Origin of the sequence: Paenibacillus sp. FSL R7-0297, assembly GCF_038009025.1 — a bacterium.
Lineage (GTDB): Bacteria > Bacillota > Bacilli > Paenibacillales > Paenibacillaceae > Paenibacillus_AQ.
This window is the reverse complement of the sequence record NZ_JBBPAQ010000001.1, coordinates 3,864,255-3,880,561: the sequence shown is the minus strand read 5'-3', so window position 1 is coordinate 3,880,561 and position 16,307 is coordinate 3,864,255. Positions and strand designations below refer to the sequence as shown.

Genomic DNA, 16,307 nt, shown 5'->3' with positions numbered 1-16,307 from the left:
TTCCAGATTTATTACTATATCCATAATGGATATATCATAGTTGGATATAACCAATTACGATATATATCTTAGGTTCTTCTATTATCGGACAGGAGGTGTGTAATGACCAAGAATAACCCATTGCAAACGGAGCAATTATCCGACTCAGCTTATTATATTCTGCTCGCGTTGCTCACTCCGAAGCACGGCTATGCAATCATGAAGTACATCGAAGAGCTAACCGAAGGCGAAGTCAGGATGGGACCCGCTACACTCTATACACTAATCAAGAAACTGCAGAAATCCGGCTACATTCTATTGAACGAGGATGAGGATGAACGGCGCAAGACCTATCAGATTACTTCAAGCGGAACGGGTCTGGTGGAGGCTGAGATTGAACGGAGACTGCGCATGTCGAGGCACGGGAATATAGCACAGCTAAATGCTAAGGAGGCGTTGACTCATGAAAACTAATAAGCAGACACGGTACATTCCGTCTAAAGGACTGGCTTTTGCCGAGCAGAATGAAATGACTAAACTAAGCAGGTTGTCGGAGAAAGGCTGGCTGCTGGAGCGGTTCTCCCTGTTTGGTTCTGGCTTCATTGTCCGCAGAGGTCCAGCGCATAAGCAAATTTATTGTCTGGACATCCAGCATGTGCCGCAGAAGGACCAGAATGAGTACCGTGAAATGTTCGCTGACAGCGGCTGGGGTTATGTGTGTTCCGCCGGGGATATGCATATCTTCGTTGCTGAACCGGGAACCGTTCCCATTCATACAGACCGCTCAACACTCTATGAGAAATACCGCAAAATCACCCGTGCCAGCAAAGTTTTCGCTATTGTAGTCATGCTGCTGACGCTCATCACTTGTGTGCTGCTATATCTTTCCCGGCAGGTGTGGGACCATCAGCTGCTTCAAAACATCTCGCATGTTTCCCTGCTGCTGTGTGCCGTGTTCTTCCTGCCTTCTCTTATGGTTTACATTGCCTATTCTCTAAGGCTTAGAGCGTTCTCAGATTAGCCAACCACGCATATAACACCACAAGACTAAGGCCTTATCTTCGATGATTACTCAGGAATTTGCCGGGTCCCAGACATATATATTCTTATCGTTTGACGCAAAAAGCCGGCCCTCGGGCCGGCTCTTTGTACATATGAATTGCTATTAAGCTGTTTCCAGGACTGGAAGCAGGATTTCGAACACTTTACCGTGCTGCAGAATGGTAAGGCCGCGGGCTTTGTCCTTCATAACAACCACTTCAGGCTTCACGGACATACGTTCCAGGTAGAACTCAGGCACATCGCCGGAATGGCTGATTGTGATGCCCTCTACTTCCTGCTCTTCATTTTCTTCCATAGGGCTGTCCACCACACGGTCAAAAATATCGGAGAACGCTTCAAAATTATCGGTGTATACAGAAATGCACTTCATCTCTATCCCATCCTCTTCTTCATCTCTAAATCTTTGTTTGATTTCGTATGAACCTTATCTTTCCTGATTACAGCGGTTTTCATACGTTTTTTGCCTTCCCGGCATACATCCAGCAGCGGGCAGACCTGACATTGCGGATTCTGCGACTTACAGTGATAACGCCCGAAAAAGATCAGCCGGTGGTGCGTTAACGTCCATTCGTCACGCGGCACCGCCTTCATCAGCTTCTTCTCCACTTCCAGCACCGAATCTTTCCAGCCCGCAAGCGCGAGCCGTTTGGCTACCCGTTCCACATGAGTATCCACGGCAATGGCCGGTACGCCGAAAGCGTTGGATATGACCACATTCGCAGTCTTGCGGCCGACACCCGGTAAGGTTACCAGCAAATCATGGGCCTGAGGCACTTCTCCGCCATACTGCTCAATCAGAATGGAGCAGAGGTTCTGAATATGCTTGGCCTTGTTGCGAAATAAGCCAATCCGCCGGATATCCCGCTCGAGCTCTTCAAGCGGCACTGAAATGTAGTCGATTGGAGCTTTATACTTCTGAAACAGGTCCTCGGTCACCTTGTTCACTGTTGCGTCCGTACATTGGGCCGAGAGCAGCACCGCTATAGTTAGCTCAAAAGCGTTACTATGGTTCAGCTCGCAATGCGCATCAGGGAACATGCCTCCGATGGTATCCAGGATGTGGCGGACTTCTGCAACTTTCATAGCGTCCCCTCCACGGAGTACTTACACCCGCAGTTTCATACGGGCATAACTTCTCTAAATAAAAGAAATATAAGCAAAGAATACATTATATCGTATACTTCCATAGCGTTCAAGTGAACACAGCGCTGTCCTTATATTTCAAAAAAAACGTCTTGATTCAGGACAAAATCCTGAATCAAGACGGTGTTTCACACGGAAAATCACCAAAACGATTATTGTTTCACTATTTCCACGATCTTGTCGTTGTTGAAATACATTATAATATTATCATTTTCTTTGAGAGATTGCACGGGTAAAGTCGTGTCACCTTGATGAATATATGCATTTGCCGCAAGTACAAACTTATAATTTTCATTCAGAGTGGCGCGTTTGGTCATGACTTCACTCGTTGCACTCTCATAGCGTGCGAAGGTGCGGCTAAGCTGACTGAATACTGAAATAATAATTACTCCACTGGCATCCTTACGCGCTATCACACGGTCCGCTGTAGTAAGGCCACTCAGATCAGTAGTGGTTACACCGTCACGGGTAATTCTCACCCCAGCACTGGCGGCGAAATTCTGGGACACACCGGAATAATCCTTTACAGTGAAAGTTCTGGCTGCAGCGTCAACCGCAGAGACTTGACCGGAATACTGCTTAACCGATTGCATCGACAATGCTGTGGCTCCGTCAAAGTTAATATTCACATAATCGCCTGTCTTTATTTCACTAAGTGTGATTGTCTGGCCCGCCTCATTACTAAGAGGAACGGCCGCTACATAAATATCGCTGGTTCCGCTGCCTGACTTGACAGTGACTTTGTTAGTATTGGCATTCACTCCTGCAACCTCAAGCTGTACCGATGAGGCTACCCGCAGGACCGAAATTATCTCTTGATTGCCGGTGAGCACTGCAGTTACTGGTACATTCACCGAAACATCTGCCATAGTCGCACTGGTTTTGCCAAATATATCTACGTTAAGCGGATATCCCATGGTCATCAGCTGGCCATTGCTCATTTTGAAAACAATGGTCCTAGTCGAGGCATTAATGGCAGTCAGTATACCGGAATATTTGGTAGATAGCTCAACTGACAATGCCCGCTCATTAATCGAAGTCACATCTACTTTCCGGTTTTCGGCAAGCCTTGCACCCATACTGGTAATTGATGTTGTCGGGGTACCATCATAAGACATCTTAGTATTTGTATCGAGCTTGATTACATGTGCTTTGCCAAGATTATCAGTGAAGGTAAGGAATTGGGTCTTCGCGTTAAAATCAACCACTGTTGCTCCGGTAAACTGATTGATTTGCCGGCTGACCACCTCAATATGGGTCACCTGATCACTGCTGTTCAGCGTAAGCTGAACATTGTCTCCGCCTGTTTTATCAGAGATTAGATCACCTATCACAGGATTAGCCACATTTGGAATTACAATTACCGGTTTACTGGCCAGAAGTTTAACTTCACGGCTGCCATCTGTCTTTTGATAGACAATGGTAGAATCCGTCAACTCATATATAAAGCCCTTAACAGTACGCTCTATACCAGAAGTAACCTCTACAGAACGGATCAGGTTATCCTTGATCGTGTAGGAGACGGCAGCACCTGCCTTCAAATCAGCCGGCAGAAGAATGGAATTCTGGGAACTGAATAATGAAATCCCATCCTCCCACTTAAAGCTTTCCGTTGTTCCGTCTGTATTCTTGAACGTTATGCTCTTGGAAGCCGCATCTACATTCTGAATCGTGCCGGTTGCAGTCTTATTAACTACGCCAGAGGTCACTTGGACCTTCACCACTTTATGAGAACCGCTGAACGTTTCACGGGTCAATCTTATCTTGCTGCCTGCAGTAATCGATGACGGCTGGATCACTGTACCATTCACATCGGTGAATACAGTACCGGCATCATAGTCATACTGATCATAACCCAATGCTGAATCCACCCAGACAATACCTGAAGAGACCTTGGTAAAAGTACCCTCAGCCTGATCGAGTTGTTGTGTCGGATCAGTCAGCTCTACATAAGCTGCGCTATACGTTGCACCGATAACGGTCACTTTGGTGTAGGGCTGTATCTCGTTCAGAGAGATGCGGGTCTCTGAAGTACTTGTGAAATAAGCAGTGTTCGCATTCAAAGTGAAGTCCGTAGTGCTGCCGTTACTAAATAGTGTCAGCTTGCCGTCTTTCAGTGAACTTACCGTTCCTTTGAATGTATTATCGTAGTCAAGCGTGTTGTGCGCCTCAGCACGGCTGAAGAAGGTGGCAAGCTGGGCACGGGTTACTGCGCCCTGCGGGTCGAAGCGGTTGCCGTCCAGTCCGTTGGCCAGGCCTAGATCAACTGCGGTGTTAATATAGCCGCGCTTATTCGCAGATACCTTGGAATCATCGGCAAAACCGGTCGGTTCACCCGCTGCCGCTGCTGCAGATGCACTCTTACCCAGTGCCCGGACCAGTAATTCTGCAACCCACTCTCGGCTGGCCTTGCGTTCTCCCCAAGAGGTCTTCAGGTTATCTACAGCCATTTCTACCGTCTTATCCAGCAGTCCCTGCTGAAATGCTAGCACAACATAAGGCTTGTAATAGTTAGTTACCATGAAATCAGCAGGAAGAACCACATCTGTGCTTGTGTTTACGTTGCCCTGCAGTTTCATAAAGCGCAGCGCCATCAGAACAGCCTCTTGCTGGGTAACGGAGTCACCCGGACGGAATAAGCCGTTATTACCGACAACAATACCTTGGGAAGCCAGCTTGTAAATATGCTTTTCGGCCCAGAAGCCCGTTTTAACATCACTAAATATCCCTGCAGCTGTTGCTGCACTCTGGGTAGTTACCGCTGCAATTGGTGTTCCGGTTGAGGTACTGTCGGCAAACACCGCTCCTGTACCGCCAAGCACCATAGTGCCGGCCAGAACAGCGGACACCGCTTTAGCAGAATAAGACTGAACCTTACGCTTTAATTTTTTGTGACCGGACAATTCGATATTCCCCTCTCCATGGCTTATCTGAATTTCTATGTTGGCTATTTCGTCAGCCATTAGCCTAATTCCTGCGTAATGCTTACAATCCGTTATTCTCTCGGGTCATTGGATGCACGAGGTCCACATGTCCCATCAGGCTCTCGACTTGTTCTCCGTCTACCAGAACATCGATATTCTTCACTTCTTCAAACTGGAAGAAGGTCTTGGATAACGCGCTGATTGCCAGGGCTTCACCGCCTGCACCAAGCTGTGCTTCATCCGGCTTATGAATATCCAGAACAATCTGTCCATTCGTGAATTCCAGAGATTTCAGCTCAATTTTGCTCCAAAGCGGAATCTGGTCGGCATTCTTGCTGCTCTGGAGAGACTTAAAGGCCTCTGAGTATTTTTCTTTGGCATCTGTGAAGCTGACAGAGACTTCGGCCGCCACCAGATCAGTCTGCTGAGGATCTGTATAATAGACCTGGATATTCTGGCTTTGCTTCTCTGGCGCTGCCGGCTGCTCAGTAGCTACAGGAGCTTCCGTAGCTGCAGGCTCCGGCGTACTTGTAGCCTGAGGTGCATTAGTGCTATTAGCACTGCTGGCGTTCCCTGCGTCCCCTTCCGCTCCGCTCGATACGGCGGATGAATCCTGTCCGGCTGCATCGGCCGGTGAGGCGGTTGGTTTGTCACCGCATCCCGAAATTACTGCGAGCAGTAATACTGCTATACCTGCATATGTCAATTTCTTGTTCATCACTAAATAACCCCCTCCATATGAATACGGGCGGGACAGGGCCGCAAAGTCTCTTTGACCCCAATCCATGGCCGAAATCCGACTTTGCGGCCCTGGCTACCGCCCGTTGTTATTGAACCCCGAGATATTCCTTAATCCCGCTTACCATTGATGCAGCAACTTTGTTCTGAAGTGATTCCGTGAACAGAAGTGCCTCATCATTCTTGTTGCTGAGGTAGCCAACTTCAAGCAGTACCGCAGGCATCGTTGTCTCGCGTATAACGTGGAAGTTGCCGTAACGTACGCCCCGGTTACTAAGTCCGGTAGCCTGTACAAGATACTTGTGCATCACATTCGCCAGAGCCTTGCTGGCTTCGCGCTGATAGTAGGTCTCCGTTCCGCTTGCTGCGGAAGAGCCGCTGCTGTTGGCATGGACAGAGATGAATAAATCAGCCTTGAGGTTGTTAGCAATTGCCGCCCTGTCCTTCAGTTCAAGGAAGGTGTCATCACTGCGGGTCAGAACCACGTCAATTTTGTTCTCCTGCTTCAGCAGCTCCGCCGCCTTCAGAATAACAGCCAGATTGAAATTCTTCTCGTATTTACCGGTAACACCAACGGCCCCGGAATCCTTGGCGCCATGCCCGGCATCGAGCACCACCAGTTTACGCCCGCTGTTGCCGGGCTGTGTAGAAGTATCTCCAGTGCTCTGCGCATTCAAATCAATGACAATCAGCTTGGAGACATCGCCCGAAACTTCAACGCTATAATTTCTCGAAGTAGTAAGGTCAATTACAAAACGTACAGTGTACGGGGCGGTACTATAGAGCGAGTAACGCACACCGGATACATCCGGATAATCAGTAACCGTAAGCATACCGTTCAGGTTGGGATCCAGCTGTTGTCCTGTACCGAATACATCCGAGAAAGTGGCATTCGGCAAGTCAATTACAATCCGGTCCGGTCCGCTCACTTTGGAAACCATCGGCTGGGTGTTGCCCTCAAGTGCAATGGTTAGCCTGTTCTCATTGAAGCTGATTCCGTTAATCATGCTCAGGCCGCTTGCCGCATCATCCGGCGGGACTACAACAGTTCCCCCGTCTCCGTTACTTCCACCTGTTTCTGTGTTAGTATCCGGGATTTCCGGGGTAATAAGATCTACAATCTTATTCGTATTGTCCCATTTGACTGTAAGGCCAAACTGCTCTCCGATGAATCTGATCGGCACGAGAGTTGTACCGTTCCGCAGAAGCGGTGACGTCGTCAAGATCACGGTCTTACCGTCTACGGAGGCTGCAGTCTGATTAACGATCAGCTGCATAGTCTTACCTTGCTGTTCAATCGTAACGGTCTTGCTTGTCTGATTCCAGTTCACCTTGTATCCAAGGTTCTCAGCGATCATTCTTAGCGGTACCATAATGGAGTTGTTTACATTTTCCACCGGAACATCCTGCCCTGCGGTCAGTTCCTGTCCATCCAGGAAAATCTTGTTGGTAGCCGCAGCAGCTTGTCCTTGCCCCGGCAGAATCACAACAAAGAACAACAGCAGCAACAGCATACAAGCAAATTTCTTCATTCTTCACCTCTAAGACTCTAGTATTCCGCCCCCAAACGAGCGTTCTTGGTGCAATCCTACTGACAATCTTCGACATAGTTTAGACGCCCGATGAACCTAAAAGTTGCGAATAAATACCATTAAAAATCAGGACTCTTCACACGCAGCTCCCTTGCCACGTTATTTAAAGCCCAAGATATTCTTTAATTCCCGCCACAATTTCCCGTGCCAGATTATTTTGCATCTGCTCGCTGTACATAGCCGCTTCATTTCCCGGATTCGTCAGATAACCTGCCTCCAGCAGTACGGCTGGCATGCTTGTCTCTCTGGTGACATGCAGACTCTTCGATCTGACGCCGTTATCTTTGAATCCTGTACCGGCAACCAGATGCTTTTGCATGATTTGGGCAAGCGGAAGACTTTCGCTGCGGCTGTAATAGGTTTCACTGCCATTGACTTTGTCACGGTTCGGATACCCTACATCCAACGAATTCCCATGCAGCGAAACAAACAGCGTAGCCTTTGCGGCTTCAGCAGTTTTCACTCGGTCCTGCAGACCGAGAGTAACATCAGATGTTCGTGTGTATACAACATTCGCCCAACCCTCTTGTGTCAGAATCGCTCCAACTTTAAGGATAACCGCAAGATTGAAGTCTTTTTCCGCTTTGCCTGTGAGACTGATTGCTCCCGGCTGTGTGCCTCCATGACCTGCATCAAGCGCTACAATTGGCTTGCCGGTAAGTCCTGTATTCACCGGTGTACCAGCTCCGCTATTCTCCGTATTGAGATCTACTGTCACCAGCCCTGTACTGTCATCCGTACTCAGCTGGTAATTCTGGCTGCCTGCGGTTTGGATTACGAACCGGACCGTAGAAGGACTGGTGCTAAATAGCGCATAGCGTATTTCAGATACCAGCGGGTAACCGCTTACGTCCAGCCTTCCCTGCGGACTGCCGCTGGCAGATACCCCCGGAAAGCTACCGCTGAAATCAGAGGCAAACGCAGCTCCCTGAAAATCAACTACAATCCGGTCAGGTCCGGTAATCTTGGTTACCGTAGGCTTGGCACCTCCGGCAACCGCAACAATAAGACGGTTCTCACTGAATACAGCCCCCTTAACAGTCGGGGACGTAACTGCTGGAGTCGGAGAGGCCGTAATGCTGCCCTCGACCTCTTCAGGAATCTCTGTATTGGTCTGAGGCTGCGGTGTCGGAGCAGGGGATTGCACTGCCACCACAGGGCCTGGAGAGGTTGCAGGCGCCACGGTAGCTGAAGGCAGAGGATCTGCAGATACAGGTGTATCCAGAGTTATTCCGCCGCTTAAGTAAACTGTTTTGTCGGAATTATCCCAGCCGACACTGAGTCCGAACTGTTCACTCACGAAACGGATAGGAACCAGTACCGTACCGCCATTCTGCTTGGGAGCGGCATTCAGCAGCAGACTTACGCCATCGGCTTCAGCCGTCTTGCTACCTACTGCAAGCTGTACCGTCTTGCCGTCCTGCTGGACGGTTACTTTGCGGGTGGTCTGCTCCCAGAGCACTTCAAAACCAAGATTCTCCACCACCACCCGGATTGGAATCATAACGCTTCCATTCACGTTTTCAAGGATGACCCCTTTGGGCAGCGCAAGCTCCTTACTGTCCATTACAATCCTTCCCTGGCTGCTTGCGGCAGCGGCAGTATCATGAACGGGGAATGACAGTAACAAGAGCGGCAGCAGCAGTAGGAATAACATCCGTTGTCCGGCTTTCTTCATCCTTTCCTCTCCTTTTGTCAATTGATAGAACCATAGATAAGATTAAGACGACAGAAATCTCCAAAAGTTGCCTTCACAGGCAATGAATATATCGATTATAGCAAAAAAACTTCTATTTCCGACACCGGAAATAGAAGTTTTGTGTAAAAATTGTAAAGTTTACGAATTCTTCGCCAGATGTTCACTCTCTTCCCTGCAAGCATCCCGACATTGCTTAGCCGAAAAGCTTGGCAGCATGACGTTCTTCGTACGCTGCAATCTCATCTGCATGCTGAAGCGTCAGACCGATATCATCCAATCCCTGCAGGAGAAACTGGCGGCGGTGCTCATCCAGTTCAAACGTAATGGCAAGGCCGTATTCATCGCTCAATCTGTTGTTCTCCAAATCTACGGTCAGTGTATAGCCTTCATGCTCTGCGGTACGGCTGAACAGGTCATCCACCTGTGTTTCCGACAGCTTAATCGGCAGAATGCCGTTCTTGAAGCAGTTGTTATAGAAGATGTCGGCATAGGACGGGGCGATTACCACTCTGAACCCGTAATCCAGGATAGCCCAAGGCGCATGCTCCCGGGAGGAGCCGCAGCCGAAGTTCGCACGCGAGATCAGCACGGATGCTCCCTGATAGCGCGGCTTGTTCATCTCAAACGCTGCATTATCATTTCCTGCTTCATCAAAACGCCATTCGTAAAAAAGAAATTGTCCAAACCCGGTACGCTCGATCCGTTTCAGGAATTGCTTCGGAATGATTGCATCCGTATCTACATTAACCCGGTCTACCGGGGCTACGACACCTGTTAATTTTTTAAATTCTTCCATTTTCTGTGTCCTCCTGCTCTCTCAATTATTCTATGAGTTGACGGCTTCCGTCTTGTAATTCCAGTCGCGGACATCGGTGAACCGTCCTTTAATTGCAGCCGCAGCCGCCATGGCAGGAGAGACCAGATGCGTGCGTCCGCCGCGTCCCTGGCGTCCTTCAAAGTTACGGTTGGAGGTCGATGCGCAGCGTTGTCCAGGCTGCAGAACATCCGGATTCATGGCCAGGCACATACTGCAGCCTGCTTCACGCCATTCAAAACCGGCTTCTGTGAAGACCTTGTCCAGACCTTCCTTCTCAGCCTGCAGCTTAACGCGTCCGGAGCCCGGTACAACAATTGCCGTCACCTTATCGGATACCTTATGGCCTTTGGCTACTTGAGCCGCAGCCCGCAAATCCTCAATCCGGCCATTGGTGCAGGAGCCAATGAAGACATAGTCAATACCGATTTCAGAGATAGGCGTACCTGGAGCCAAATCCATATATTCAAGCGCTTTTTCAGCGGCTTTACGTTCGTTCTCAGTGGTGAAGTCTGCAGGATTCGGCACACTGGAGTTAATGTCCGTACCCATTCCCGGGCTGGTGCCCCAGGTAACCTGCGGAATCAGCGTTTCTACATCGAATTCCACTATGGTGTCATATTGTGCGCCTTCATCGCTTACGAGACCTTTCCAGATCTCCACAGCAGCATCATACGCTTCGCCTTGCGGCACATATTGACGTCCGCGCAGATAGTCGAATGTAGTCTCGTCAGGTGCGATCAGGCCGGCTCTCGCTCCGCCTTCGATCGACATATTACAGACTGTCATGCGTTCTTCCATCGACAGTTCACGGATTGCTTCGCCTGTATATTCGATAACATAACCAGTGGCAAAATCCGTACCGTATTTGGCGATGACGCCGAGAATCATATCCTTGGCGGTCACTCCCGGATTACGGTTACCCGTAAAGCGTACTTCCATTGTCTTCGCCTTGGACTGCTGCAGACACTGGGTCGCAAGCACATGTTCAACTTCGCTGGTGCCGATCCCGAAGGCTAGCGCACCAAACGCTCCGTGTGTGGAGGTGTGACTGTCCCCGCAGACAATGGTCTTGCCGGGATGTGTCAGGCCAATTTCCGGCCCCATAACGTGTACAACACCCTGATCAATATCATTCAGATCGAACAGTCTGACACCGAAATCACGGCAGTTCTGTGAAAGGGTATCTATCTGCTGCTTGGAGATCGGATCTGTAATATTGTAGCGGTCCTTGGTAGGCACGTTATGATCCATAGTCGCGAAAGTAAGCCCCGGACGGCGGACCGGACGGCCGCTCAAGCGCAATCCTTCAAAGGCCTGTGGAGAAGTAACCTCATGAACCAGATGCAGATCGATATAGATGATACTTGGCTTGCCTTCCTCTTGATGAATAACGTGATTTTCCCAAATCTTTTCAAACATTGTCTTGTTGCCCATGAATTTCACCTCATATAGTAGAATCGTTCCATTTGGATGAGAGCGTGGAGTCTCTCTTGAATGTTCTAAATATAACATCAGTACGTTTATAATTCCAAGATATGATTTCTATAGCACTTATAGGTTCATCCTATAGCGCGCGCCTGCAGTACAACCGCCGAAAGTAGTTCCTTACTCTTTTAGCTTCTGCTGTTTCCTTATTGATACGTACCCGCAATGATTCCACGCTGAATGTCCATTTCCAGCTTAATCTCATTAAAAACATCTTCCAGTGTCCTGCTCGGAAGCAGTGTGTTCTGCCTGATATGACTGAGTACGACAGCCGTGCTCCGCTCGAATTTGTGATAATGTTCGCTTTTGACATTGACGAGAACTTGGCTGCAGAGAGCGGTTAATTGCAGGTAATCCGCCAGCACATGCTTCTGCATATAGGCCTGATGAGGCTGTGGCTTAGACCAGAAGCCGGTCTCCCCGTATAGATAGTTATGATTCTCATCCAATGGCTCGATGGCCGAATTATTATGAATAAAATACCCCAGCTGTTCTTCGAGCTCGTCAAATGATTGTATTAATCTTGCCAGAACGCCCATAATACCCCCCCCCGTTTATTTCGAAGAACGTATGCCTAGAGCATGCATAAGGGCTCCTGAAGAATAATTTAAGTATATCCTTATGTTCAAAATAAAGATATTTAATATGCAGATTATGTAAGATTATCAACCTGCTGAAGCACACCACTCTCTTCGCTGCCAAACATCCACCTATACTAAATCGGATATCTATAGGTTATACTTATAGACAGATTATCCATTCTTTTTAATAAAGGAGCCTATCCGTGGAACTCAGACAATTGCAGTACACACTTCAGATCGCTGCAGAAAGAAACTTCTCACGAGCAGCAGACAAGCTGCATATTGCCCAGCCCTCCTTAAGCCAGCAGCTCTCCAAACTGGAAAAAGAGCTGGGTGTTCTTCTCTTCCAGCGTAATACCAGCTCCGTTGAGCTGACCTATGCCGGGGAGAAATTCGTTGAGCAGGCCCAGGCGATCATTGATGCCGTGGAGCTGCTGCGCCAGGAAATGTCCGATATCTCCCAGCTGCGGACCGGACGGGTCGTGGTAGGCAGCATGCCGATCACTGGTGCGCACCTGCTCCCGCATGTACTGCCGGTATTCAAAAGTACATATGCCGAGGTTGAAATCACCCTGCTGGAGGACTCCTCTATGAATCTGGAGAAGCTGACCGCCAGCGGCCAGACGGATCTAAGCCTGCTCTCCCTGCCGCTGGAGATTCCGACTCTGGCTTATGAGGTCCTTGGCGAGGAACGGATCGATCTGGCGGTCCCGCCTGAGCATCCGTTGGCAGCGCGGAGTGCTCTGGGTATCCGCACCTCACTGCATGAGCTTAAGAATGAACCGTTCATCGTGCTCAAAGAAGGTCAGGGCTTCCGTAAAATGACCGTTGAACTCTGCCGTGAAGCCGGTTTTGAGCCGCAGATTGTATTTGAAAGCAATAATATGGAGACCGTTCAGTCGCTTGTAGCCACCGGGATGGGTGTAACGCTGGTGCCCCATTTCATCGCACGTGCTCCGAGGAGTGAATTTGTACCTGTCTACCTGCCTTTGGCCGATCCGGTACCCAGCCGTACCCTGGTGGTCGCTTACCGGCGCGGACGCTACTTATCCCGGGCCGCTGAAGCTTTCATTGAAACCTTCAAAGCAACGGTTGCCGGACTGGCGGACGAATAAACAGCAGAACAATGCAAATACCCATCCGGCACCTGTCTGGAAGCCGGATGGGCATTTGCTGTATTTTTCGCGGGAAGTAATTATTTATTTGCGCAAATTATGCTGCGTGATCAGGCGGTTCTGATCATCCGGCAGACGGCCTGTACTCTCATCAACCGGTCCCCTAGTGCGGGTATCCCCGGCCTTATCCTCGACAAACTCTCTGATCGCCTTATTTTGAACTTCAGCGGCTTCTTTGGCATTTTGCTTCTGTTCCTGCTGGATATTAGTGCTCTTACTCAATTCAATCCACCTCCTGGTAACAGATTATAAATACTTTACCCGCCCCCCTGAAGATCAAACATTAATTTTGCTCCCCTCCATCCCAAAAAAATTCGCAGGACGGCTCTTTGCAAACCCTGCTTGGCCATGGTATCCTAAATGACAAATAGTGAAACGTGCAGACGGGACCAGTAAGAATTGACAATGATTCGCGCGCAGAGAGTAAATTCCGGAAGGCTGGGAGAATTTACCGCGGATGTCCATTCCGAATCCTACCCCCGAGCGGCCTGCCCAGCAGGACGGATACTCCCGTTACGAGAATGAAGTCGGATGAACCCTCATCAATGAAGGTGGTACCGCGGAAGTTAACCAAGCTTTCGTCCTTTGCTAAGTCTAAGGATGGGGGCTTTTTGTCATTTTCGGGCTTACAGCGATTGAAATTTGAGAGGAAAGTGAAAGACAATGACGACAAGAATCGTGGTCAAAATCGGCAGCAGCTCACTGAGCGGCCCTGAGGGCGGATTGAACCGGTCTGCGGTCGCCTTCTTCGCCGCCGAGATTGCCGCACTCCGTAAGCAAGGCTGTGAAGTTCTTCTGGTTACCTCAGGAGCGGTGGCGGCCGGATTCCGTGCTATCGGCTATCCCTCCCGCCCCAAGCTGCTGCACGAGAAGCAGGCCGCAGCAGCGGTAGGACAGGTTATGCTCATGCAGGCTTATCAAGAAGCCTTTGCCGGGCACGGTATTCCTACAGCACAGATTCTTCTGACCCGCACGGACTTCTGCAGCCGCCGCGCCATGAACAACGCCATGATGACTGTGGAGGAGCTGCTCCGGCAGGGCGCAGTACCCGTGTTCAACGAGAATGACACTGTATCGGTAGACGAATTGAAATTCGGTGATAATGATACCCTGTCGGCGCTCGTCGCCAATCTCCTGAAGGCCTCACGGCTGTTGGTCCTGACGGATATGGACGGCGTATACAGCGGGGACCCTCGCAAGCATCCGGATGCAGTCCGGTACCAGCATATAGAAGAGATTACACCGGAGATCTATGCTATTGCAGGCGGCGCTGGCTCAAGCGTAGGCACTGGCGGCATGCGTTCGAAGATCGATGCTGCCAAGATTGCCACTCGGGGAGGCGTTCCTGTCTTTGTAGGCAGAGTTACGGAGCCTGGTGATCTTTCACTGGCAGCTGAAGGCACAGGCAAAGGCACATATTTTGCCACAACCCTCTCCTCCCTGCCTGTCAAGAAACAATGGCTTGGATTCATGTCCACCCCGCTGGGCTCCCTGTATGTTGACGACGGCGCGGTAGAAGCTCTGCTGCATGGAGGCCATAGCCTGCTGCCGGTCGGGGTCAGACGAATCGAGGGCAGCTTCCATTCCGGAGATGTTGTAGAAGTACTCGGCCCGGATGCCAAACTGCTAGGACGGGGCATCGTCAATTATGATGATACCCAGCTCCGCAGCATCCAGGGGCTTCCCAGCCGCGAGGTTGTCCCAAGACTCGGCGAAGTGCACCGGCTCGAGGTTATCCACCGCGACGAATGGATCACACTTCGGTAAGCTCACCATACTTAGCGTATGCTTTCAAAATGAGTTTTGTACGAATCAGTTTCATAGATGCATAATGCCAACATAACTTTTAGGGGGAATCGTCATGAGTGAAGTGGTAAACAAAACGACGCTGGCCAAAGCGACCACAGGGGTACTCGCAAGCTTGACTACCGGTCAGAAGAATGAAGCGCTGCTTGTCATGGCCGCAGCCCTGCGCGCTGAAGCGGATTATCTTATTGCCGCCAACGCCGAGGACTTGAATCGCGGGCGGCTAAACGGCACACCGGAGTCGATGCTCGACCGGCTGGCACTGGATGCAGGCCGGATTGACAGCATAGCCGAAGGCTTGCGGCAGATCGCCGTACTGCCGGATCCGATTGGTGACAATCTGGAAACCATCGAACGCCCGAACGGCCTTTTCATCGAGAAGGTCCGCGTTCCGCTTGGCGTTATCGGCATCATCTATGAGGCCCGTCCGAACGTAACCGTTGACGCTGCGGGCCTGTGCCTCAAAACTGGCAATGCCGTGGTCCTGCGTGGCGGCTCGTCCGCTCTTTCCTCTAACCGTGCGATCGCAGAGGTACTGCACCGAGCTTTGGCGGGAACTGCAGTGCCGCCTGATGCCCTTCAGCTGATCGAAGATCCGGACCGTTCCTCTGTGGATGAAATGCTGAAGCTGAATGGTCTGCTGGATGTCATCATTCCGCGCGGCGGAAGTTCACTCATTCAGAATGTCGTGCTTAACGCCACGGTACCGGTAATTGAAACAGGTGCAGGCATATGCCATACTTATCTGGATGCCACTGCCGAACCCGGGATGGCGCAGCGGATCAGCCTGAATGCGAAGGCGCAGCGTCCTTCTGTCTGCAACTCTATGGAGACCTTACTCGTTCACCGTGATTTTGCCGCCAATCACCTGCCGGCTTTGGCGGAGGCCTTCCGCGGTGTCCATGTGGAGTTACGCGGCTGTCCGGCTACAATCGCTCTTGTCCCTTGGGCTCTGCCGGTTACACCGCAGGATTTCGCCACGGAATACAATGACTATATTCTCAATGTCAAAATCGTGGACACTCTTGAAACGGCTCTCGGGCATATCGCTGAGTACAGTACCAAACATTCCGAGTGCATTGTGACCGAGGATGCCGCGAATGCCGCCCATTTCCTGCAGGAAGTGGATGCTGCCGCTGTATATCATAACGCGTCCACCCGATTCACTGACGGCTTTGAATTCGGCTTTGGTGCCGAAATCGGGATCAGCACCCAGAAGCTGCACGCCCGCGGCCCGATGGGGTTGCCTGCGCTGACTTCATGCAAGTACATTATCCATGGCTCCGGCCAAATAAGGGGATAAGCA

Annotated in this window: 15 protein-coding genes; 5 read left to right on the top strand and 10 right to left on the bottom strand. The window is 50.3% G+C overall.

The window, feature by feature from the left end; all coding sequences use genetic code 11:
- Window positions 1-102: 102 nt before the first annotated feature.
- Together MKZ24_RS17030 and MKZ24_RS17025 are read left to right on the top strand one after the other, a co-directional pair.
- Window positions 103-453: a PadR family transcriptional regulator gene (locus MKZ24_RS17030; RefSeq protein WP_042237550.1), complete on the top strand. Its 351-nt coding sequence runs from the start codon at window positions 103-105 to the stop codon at window positions 451-453.
- Complete coding sequence (locus MKZ24_RS17025; RefSeq protein ID WP_052416580.1) at window positions 443-1,000, top strand: DUF2812 domain-containing protein; 558 nt, start codon at window positions 443-445, stop codon at window positions 998-1,000. The genes MKZ24_RS17030 and MKZ24_RS17025 overlap by 11 nt, the downstream gene beginning before the upstream one ends.
- A 144-nt stretch (window positions 1,001-1,144) precedes the next feature.
- Here the strand turns inward: MKZ24_RS17025 and MKZ24_RS17020 are convergent, their stop codons facing one another.
- The 9 genes from MKZ24_RS17020 to MKZ24_RS16980 all read right to left on the bottom strand — a co-directional run bounded on the left by MKZ24_RS17020 (window position 1,145) and on the right by MKZ24_RS16980 (window position 11,978).
- Window positions 1,145-1,411, bottom strand: a complete 267-nt coding sequence (locus MKZ24_RS17020) for a hypothetical protein (RefSeq protein WP_039308864.1) — start codon at window positions 1,409-1,411, stop codon at window positions 1,145-1,147.
- A 2-nt stretch (window positions 1,412-1,413) separates the two neighbouring features.
- Complete coding sequence (gene nth / locus MKZ24_RS17015) at window positions 1,414-2,124, bottom strand: endonuclease III (RefSeq protein ID WP_042138565.1); 711 nt, start codon at window positions 2,122-2,124, stop codon at window positions 1,414-1,416.
- Window positions 2,125-2,336: 212 nt separating this feature from the next.
- Entirely contained in the window at window positions 2,337-5,087 is a 2,751-nt protein-coding gene (locus MKZ24_RS17010) for an S-layer homology domain-containing protein (RefSeq protein WP_340784782.1), read from the bottom strand.
- A gap of 82 nt (window positions 5,088-5,169) precedes the next feature.
- On the bottom strand, window positions 5,170-5,826 hold the full coding sequence (locus tag MKZ24_RS17005; protein ID WP_042237552.1) for a GerMN domain-containing protein: 657 nt from the start codon (window positions 5,824-5,826) through the stop codon (window positions 5,170-5,172).
- A 109-nt stretch (window positions 5,827-5,935) separates the two neighbouring features.
- Window positions 5,936-7,378 carry an N-acetylmuramoyl-L-alanine amidase family protein gene (locus MKZ24_RS17000; RefSeq protein ID WP_042237553.1) on the bottom strand — a complete coding sequence of 481 codons (1,443 nt, stop codon included), beginning with the start codon at window positions 7,376-7,378 and terminating at the stop codon, window positions 5,936-5,938.
- A gap of 163 nt (window positions 7,379-7,541) precedes the next feature.
- On the bottom strand, window positions 7,542-9,116 hold the full coding sequence (locus tag MKZ24_RS16995; protein ID WP_042237555.1) for an N-acetylmuramoyl-L-alanine amidase family protein: 1,575 nt from the start codon (window positions 9,114-9,116) through the stop codon (window positions 7,542-7,544).
- A 214-nt stretch (window positions 9,117-9,330) separates the two neighbouring features.
- Window positions 9,331-9,933: a 3-isopropylmalate dehydratase small subunit gene (gene leuD, locus MKZ24_RS16990; protein ID WP_042237556.1), complete on the bottom strand. Its 603-nt coding sequence runs from the start codon at window positions 9,931-9,933 to the stop codon at window positions 9,331-9,333.
- 30 nt (window positions 9,934-9,963) lie between these two features.
- The gene (gene leuC, locus MKZ24_RS16985; protein WP_042237558.1) at window positions 9,964-11,388 is read right to left on the bottom strand and encodes a 3-isopropylmalate dehydratase large subunit; all 1,425 of its coding nucleotides are present in this window, start codon (window positions 11,386-11,388) and stop codon (window positions 9,964-9,966) included.
- 197 nt (window positions 11,389-11,585) lie between these two features.
- Window positions 11,586-11,978 carry a hypothetical protein gene (locus MKZ24_RS16980; protein WP_042237560.1) on the bottom strand — a complete coding sequence of 131 codons (393 nt, stop codon included), beginning with the start codon at window positions 11,976-11,978 and terminating at the stop codon, window positions 11,586-11,588.
- Between the two features lie 245 nt (window positions 11,979-12,223).
- On the opposite strand from MKZ24_RS16980, the gene MKZ24_RS16975 reads away from it, so the two are divergent.
- Window positions 12,224-13,135, top strand: coding sequence for a LysR family transcriptional regulator (locus MKZ24_RS16975; RefSeq protein ID WP_042237562.1), 912 nt, complete (start codon window positions 12,224-12,226; stop codon window positions 13,133-13,135).
- An 84-nt stretch (window positions 13,136-13,219) separates the two neighbouring features.
- Here the strand turns inward: MKZ24_RS16975 and MKZ24_RS16970 are convergent, their stop codons facing one another.
- A complete protein-coding gene (locus tag MKZ24_RS16970; protein ID WP_042237564.1) occupies window positions 13,220-13,417 on the bottom strand; it encodes a hypothetical protein in 198 nt (65 codons plus the stop codon).
- A 441-nt stretch (window positions 13,418-13,858) separates the two neighbouring features.
- Between MKZ24_RS16970 and proB the strand changes: the two genes are divergently transcribed.
- Both proB and MKZ24_RS16960 read left to right on the top strand, forming a co-directional pair.
- Window positions 13,859-14,962 (top strand): glutamate 5-kinase, encoded by a 1,104-nt coding sequence (gene proB, locus MKZ24_RS16965; RefSeq protein WP_340784772.1) that lies wholly within the window; start codon window positions 13,859-13,861, stop codon window positions 14,960-14,962.
- 94 nt (window positions 14,963-15,056) lie between these two features.
- The gene (locus MKZ24_RS16960) at window positions 15,057-16,304 is read left to right on the top strand and encodes a glutamate-5-semialdehyde dehydrogenase (protein WP_042237566.1); all 1,248 of its coding nucleotides are present in this window, start codon (window positions 15,057-15,059) and stop codon (window positions 16,302-16,304) included.
- Window positions 16,305-16,307: the final 3 nt, after the last annotated feature.

Excerpts from the sequence above, each read along its gene's own strand:
- proB (WP_340784772.1), top strand. The coding sequence starts at position 13,859 with ATGACGACAAGAATCGTGGTCAAAATCGGCAGCAGCTCACTGAGCGGC.
- MKZ24_RS16960 (WP_042237566.1), top strand. The coding sequence starts at position 15,057 with ATGAGTGAAGTGGTAAACAAAACGACGCTGGCCAAAGCGACCACAGGG.
- MKZ24_RS17025 (WP_052416580.1), top strand. The coding sequence starts at position 443 with ATGAAAACTAATAAGCAGACACGGTACATTCCGTCTAAAGGACTGGCT.
- MKZ24_RS17020 (WP_039308864.1), bottom strand. The coding sequence starts at position 1,411 with ATGAAGTGCATTTCTGTATACACCGATAATTTTGAAGCGTTCTCCGAT.
- nth (WP_042138565.1), bottom strand. The coding sequence starts at position 2,124 with ATGAAAGTTGCAGAAGTCCGCCACATCCTGGATACCATCGGAGGCATG.
- MKZ24_RS17000 (WP_042237553.1), bottom strand. The coding sequence starts at position 7,378 with ATGAAGAAATTTGCTTGTATGCTGTTGCTGCTGTTGTTCTTTGTTGTG.
- MKZ24_RS16980 (WP_042237560.1), bottom strand. The coding sequence starts at position 11,978 with ATGGGCGTTCTGGCAAGATTAATACAATCATTTGACGAGCTCGAAGAA.
- leuC (WP_042237558.1), bottom strand. The coding sequence starts at position 11,388 with ATGGGCAACAAGACAATGTTTGAAAAGATTTGGGAAAATCACGTTATT.
- MKZ24_RS16995 (WP_042237555.1), bottom strand. The coding sequence starts at position 9,116 with ATGAAGAAAGCCGGACAACGGATGTTATTCCTACTGCTGCTGCCGCTC.
- MKZ24_RS17030 (WP_042237550.1), top strand. The coding sequence starts at position 103 with ATGACCAAGAATAACCCATTGCAAACGGAGCAATTATCCGACTCAGCT.
- leuD (WP_042237556.1), bottom strand. The coding sequence starts at position 9,933 with ATGGAAGAATTTAAAAAATTAACAGGTGTCGTAGCCCCGGTAGACCGG.
- MKZ24_RS17005 (WP_042237552.1), bottom strand. The coding sequence starts at position 5,826 with ATGAACAAGAAATTGACATATGCAGGTATAGCAGTATTACTGCTCGCA.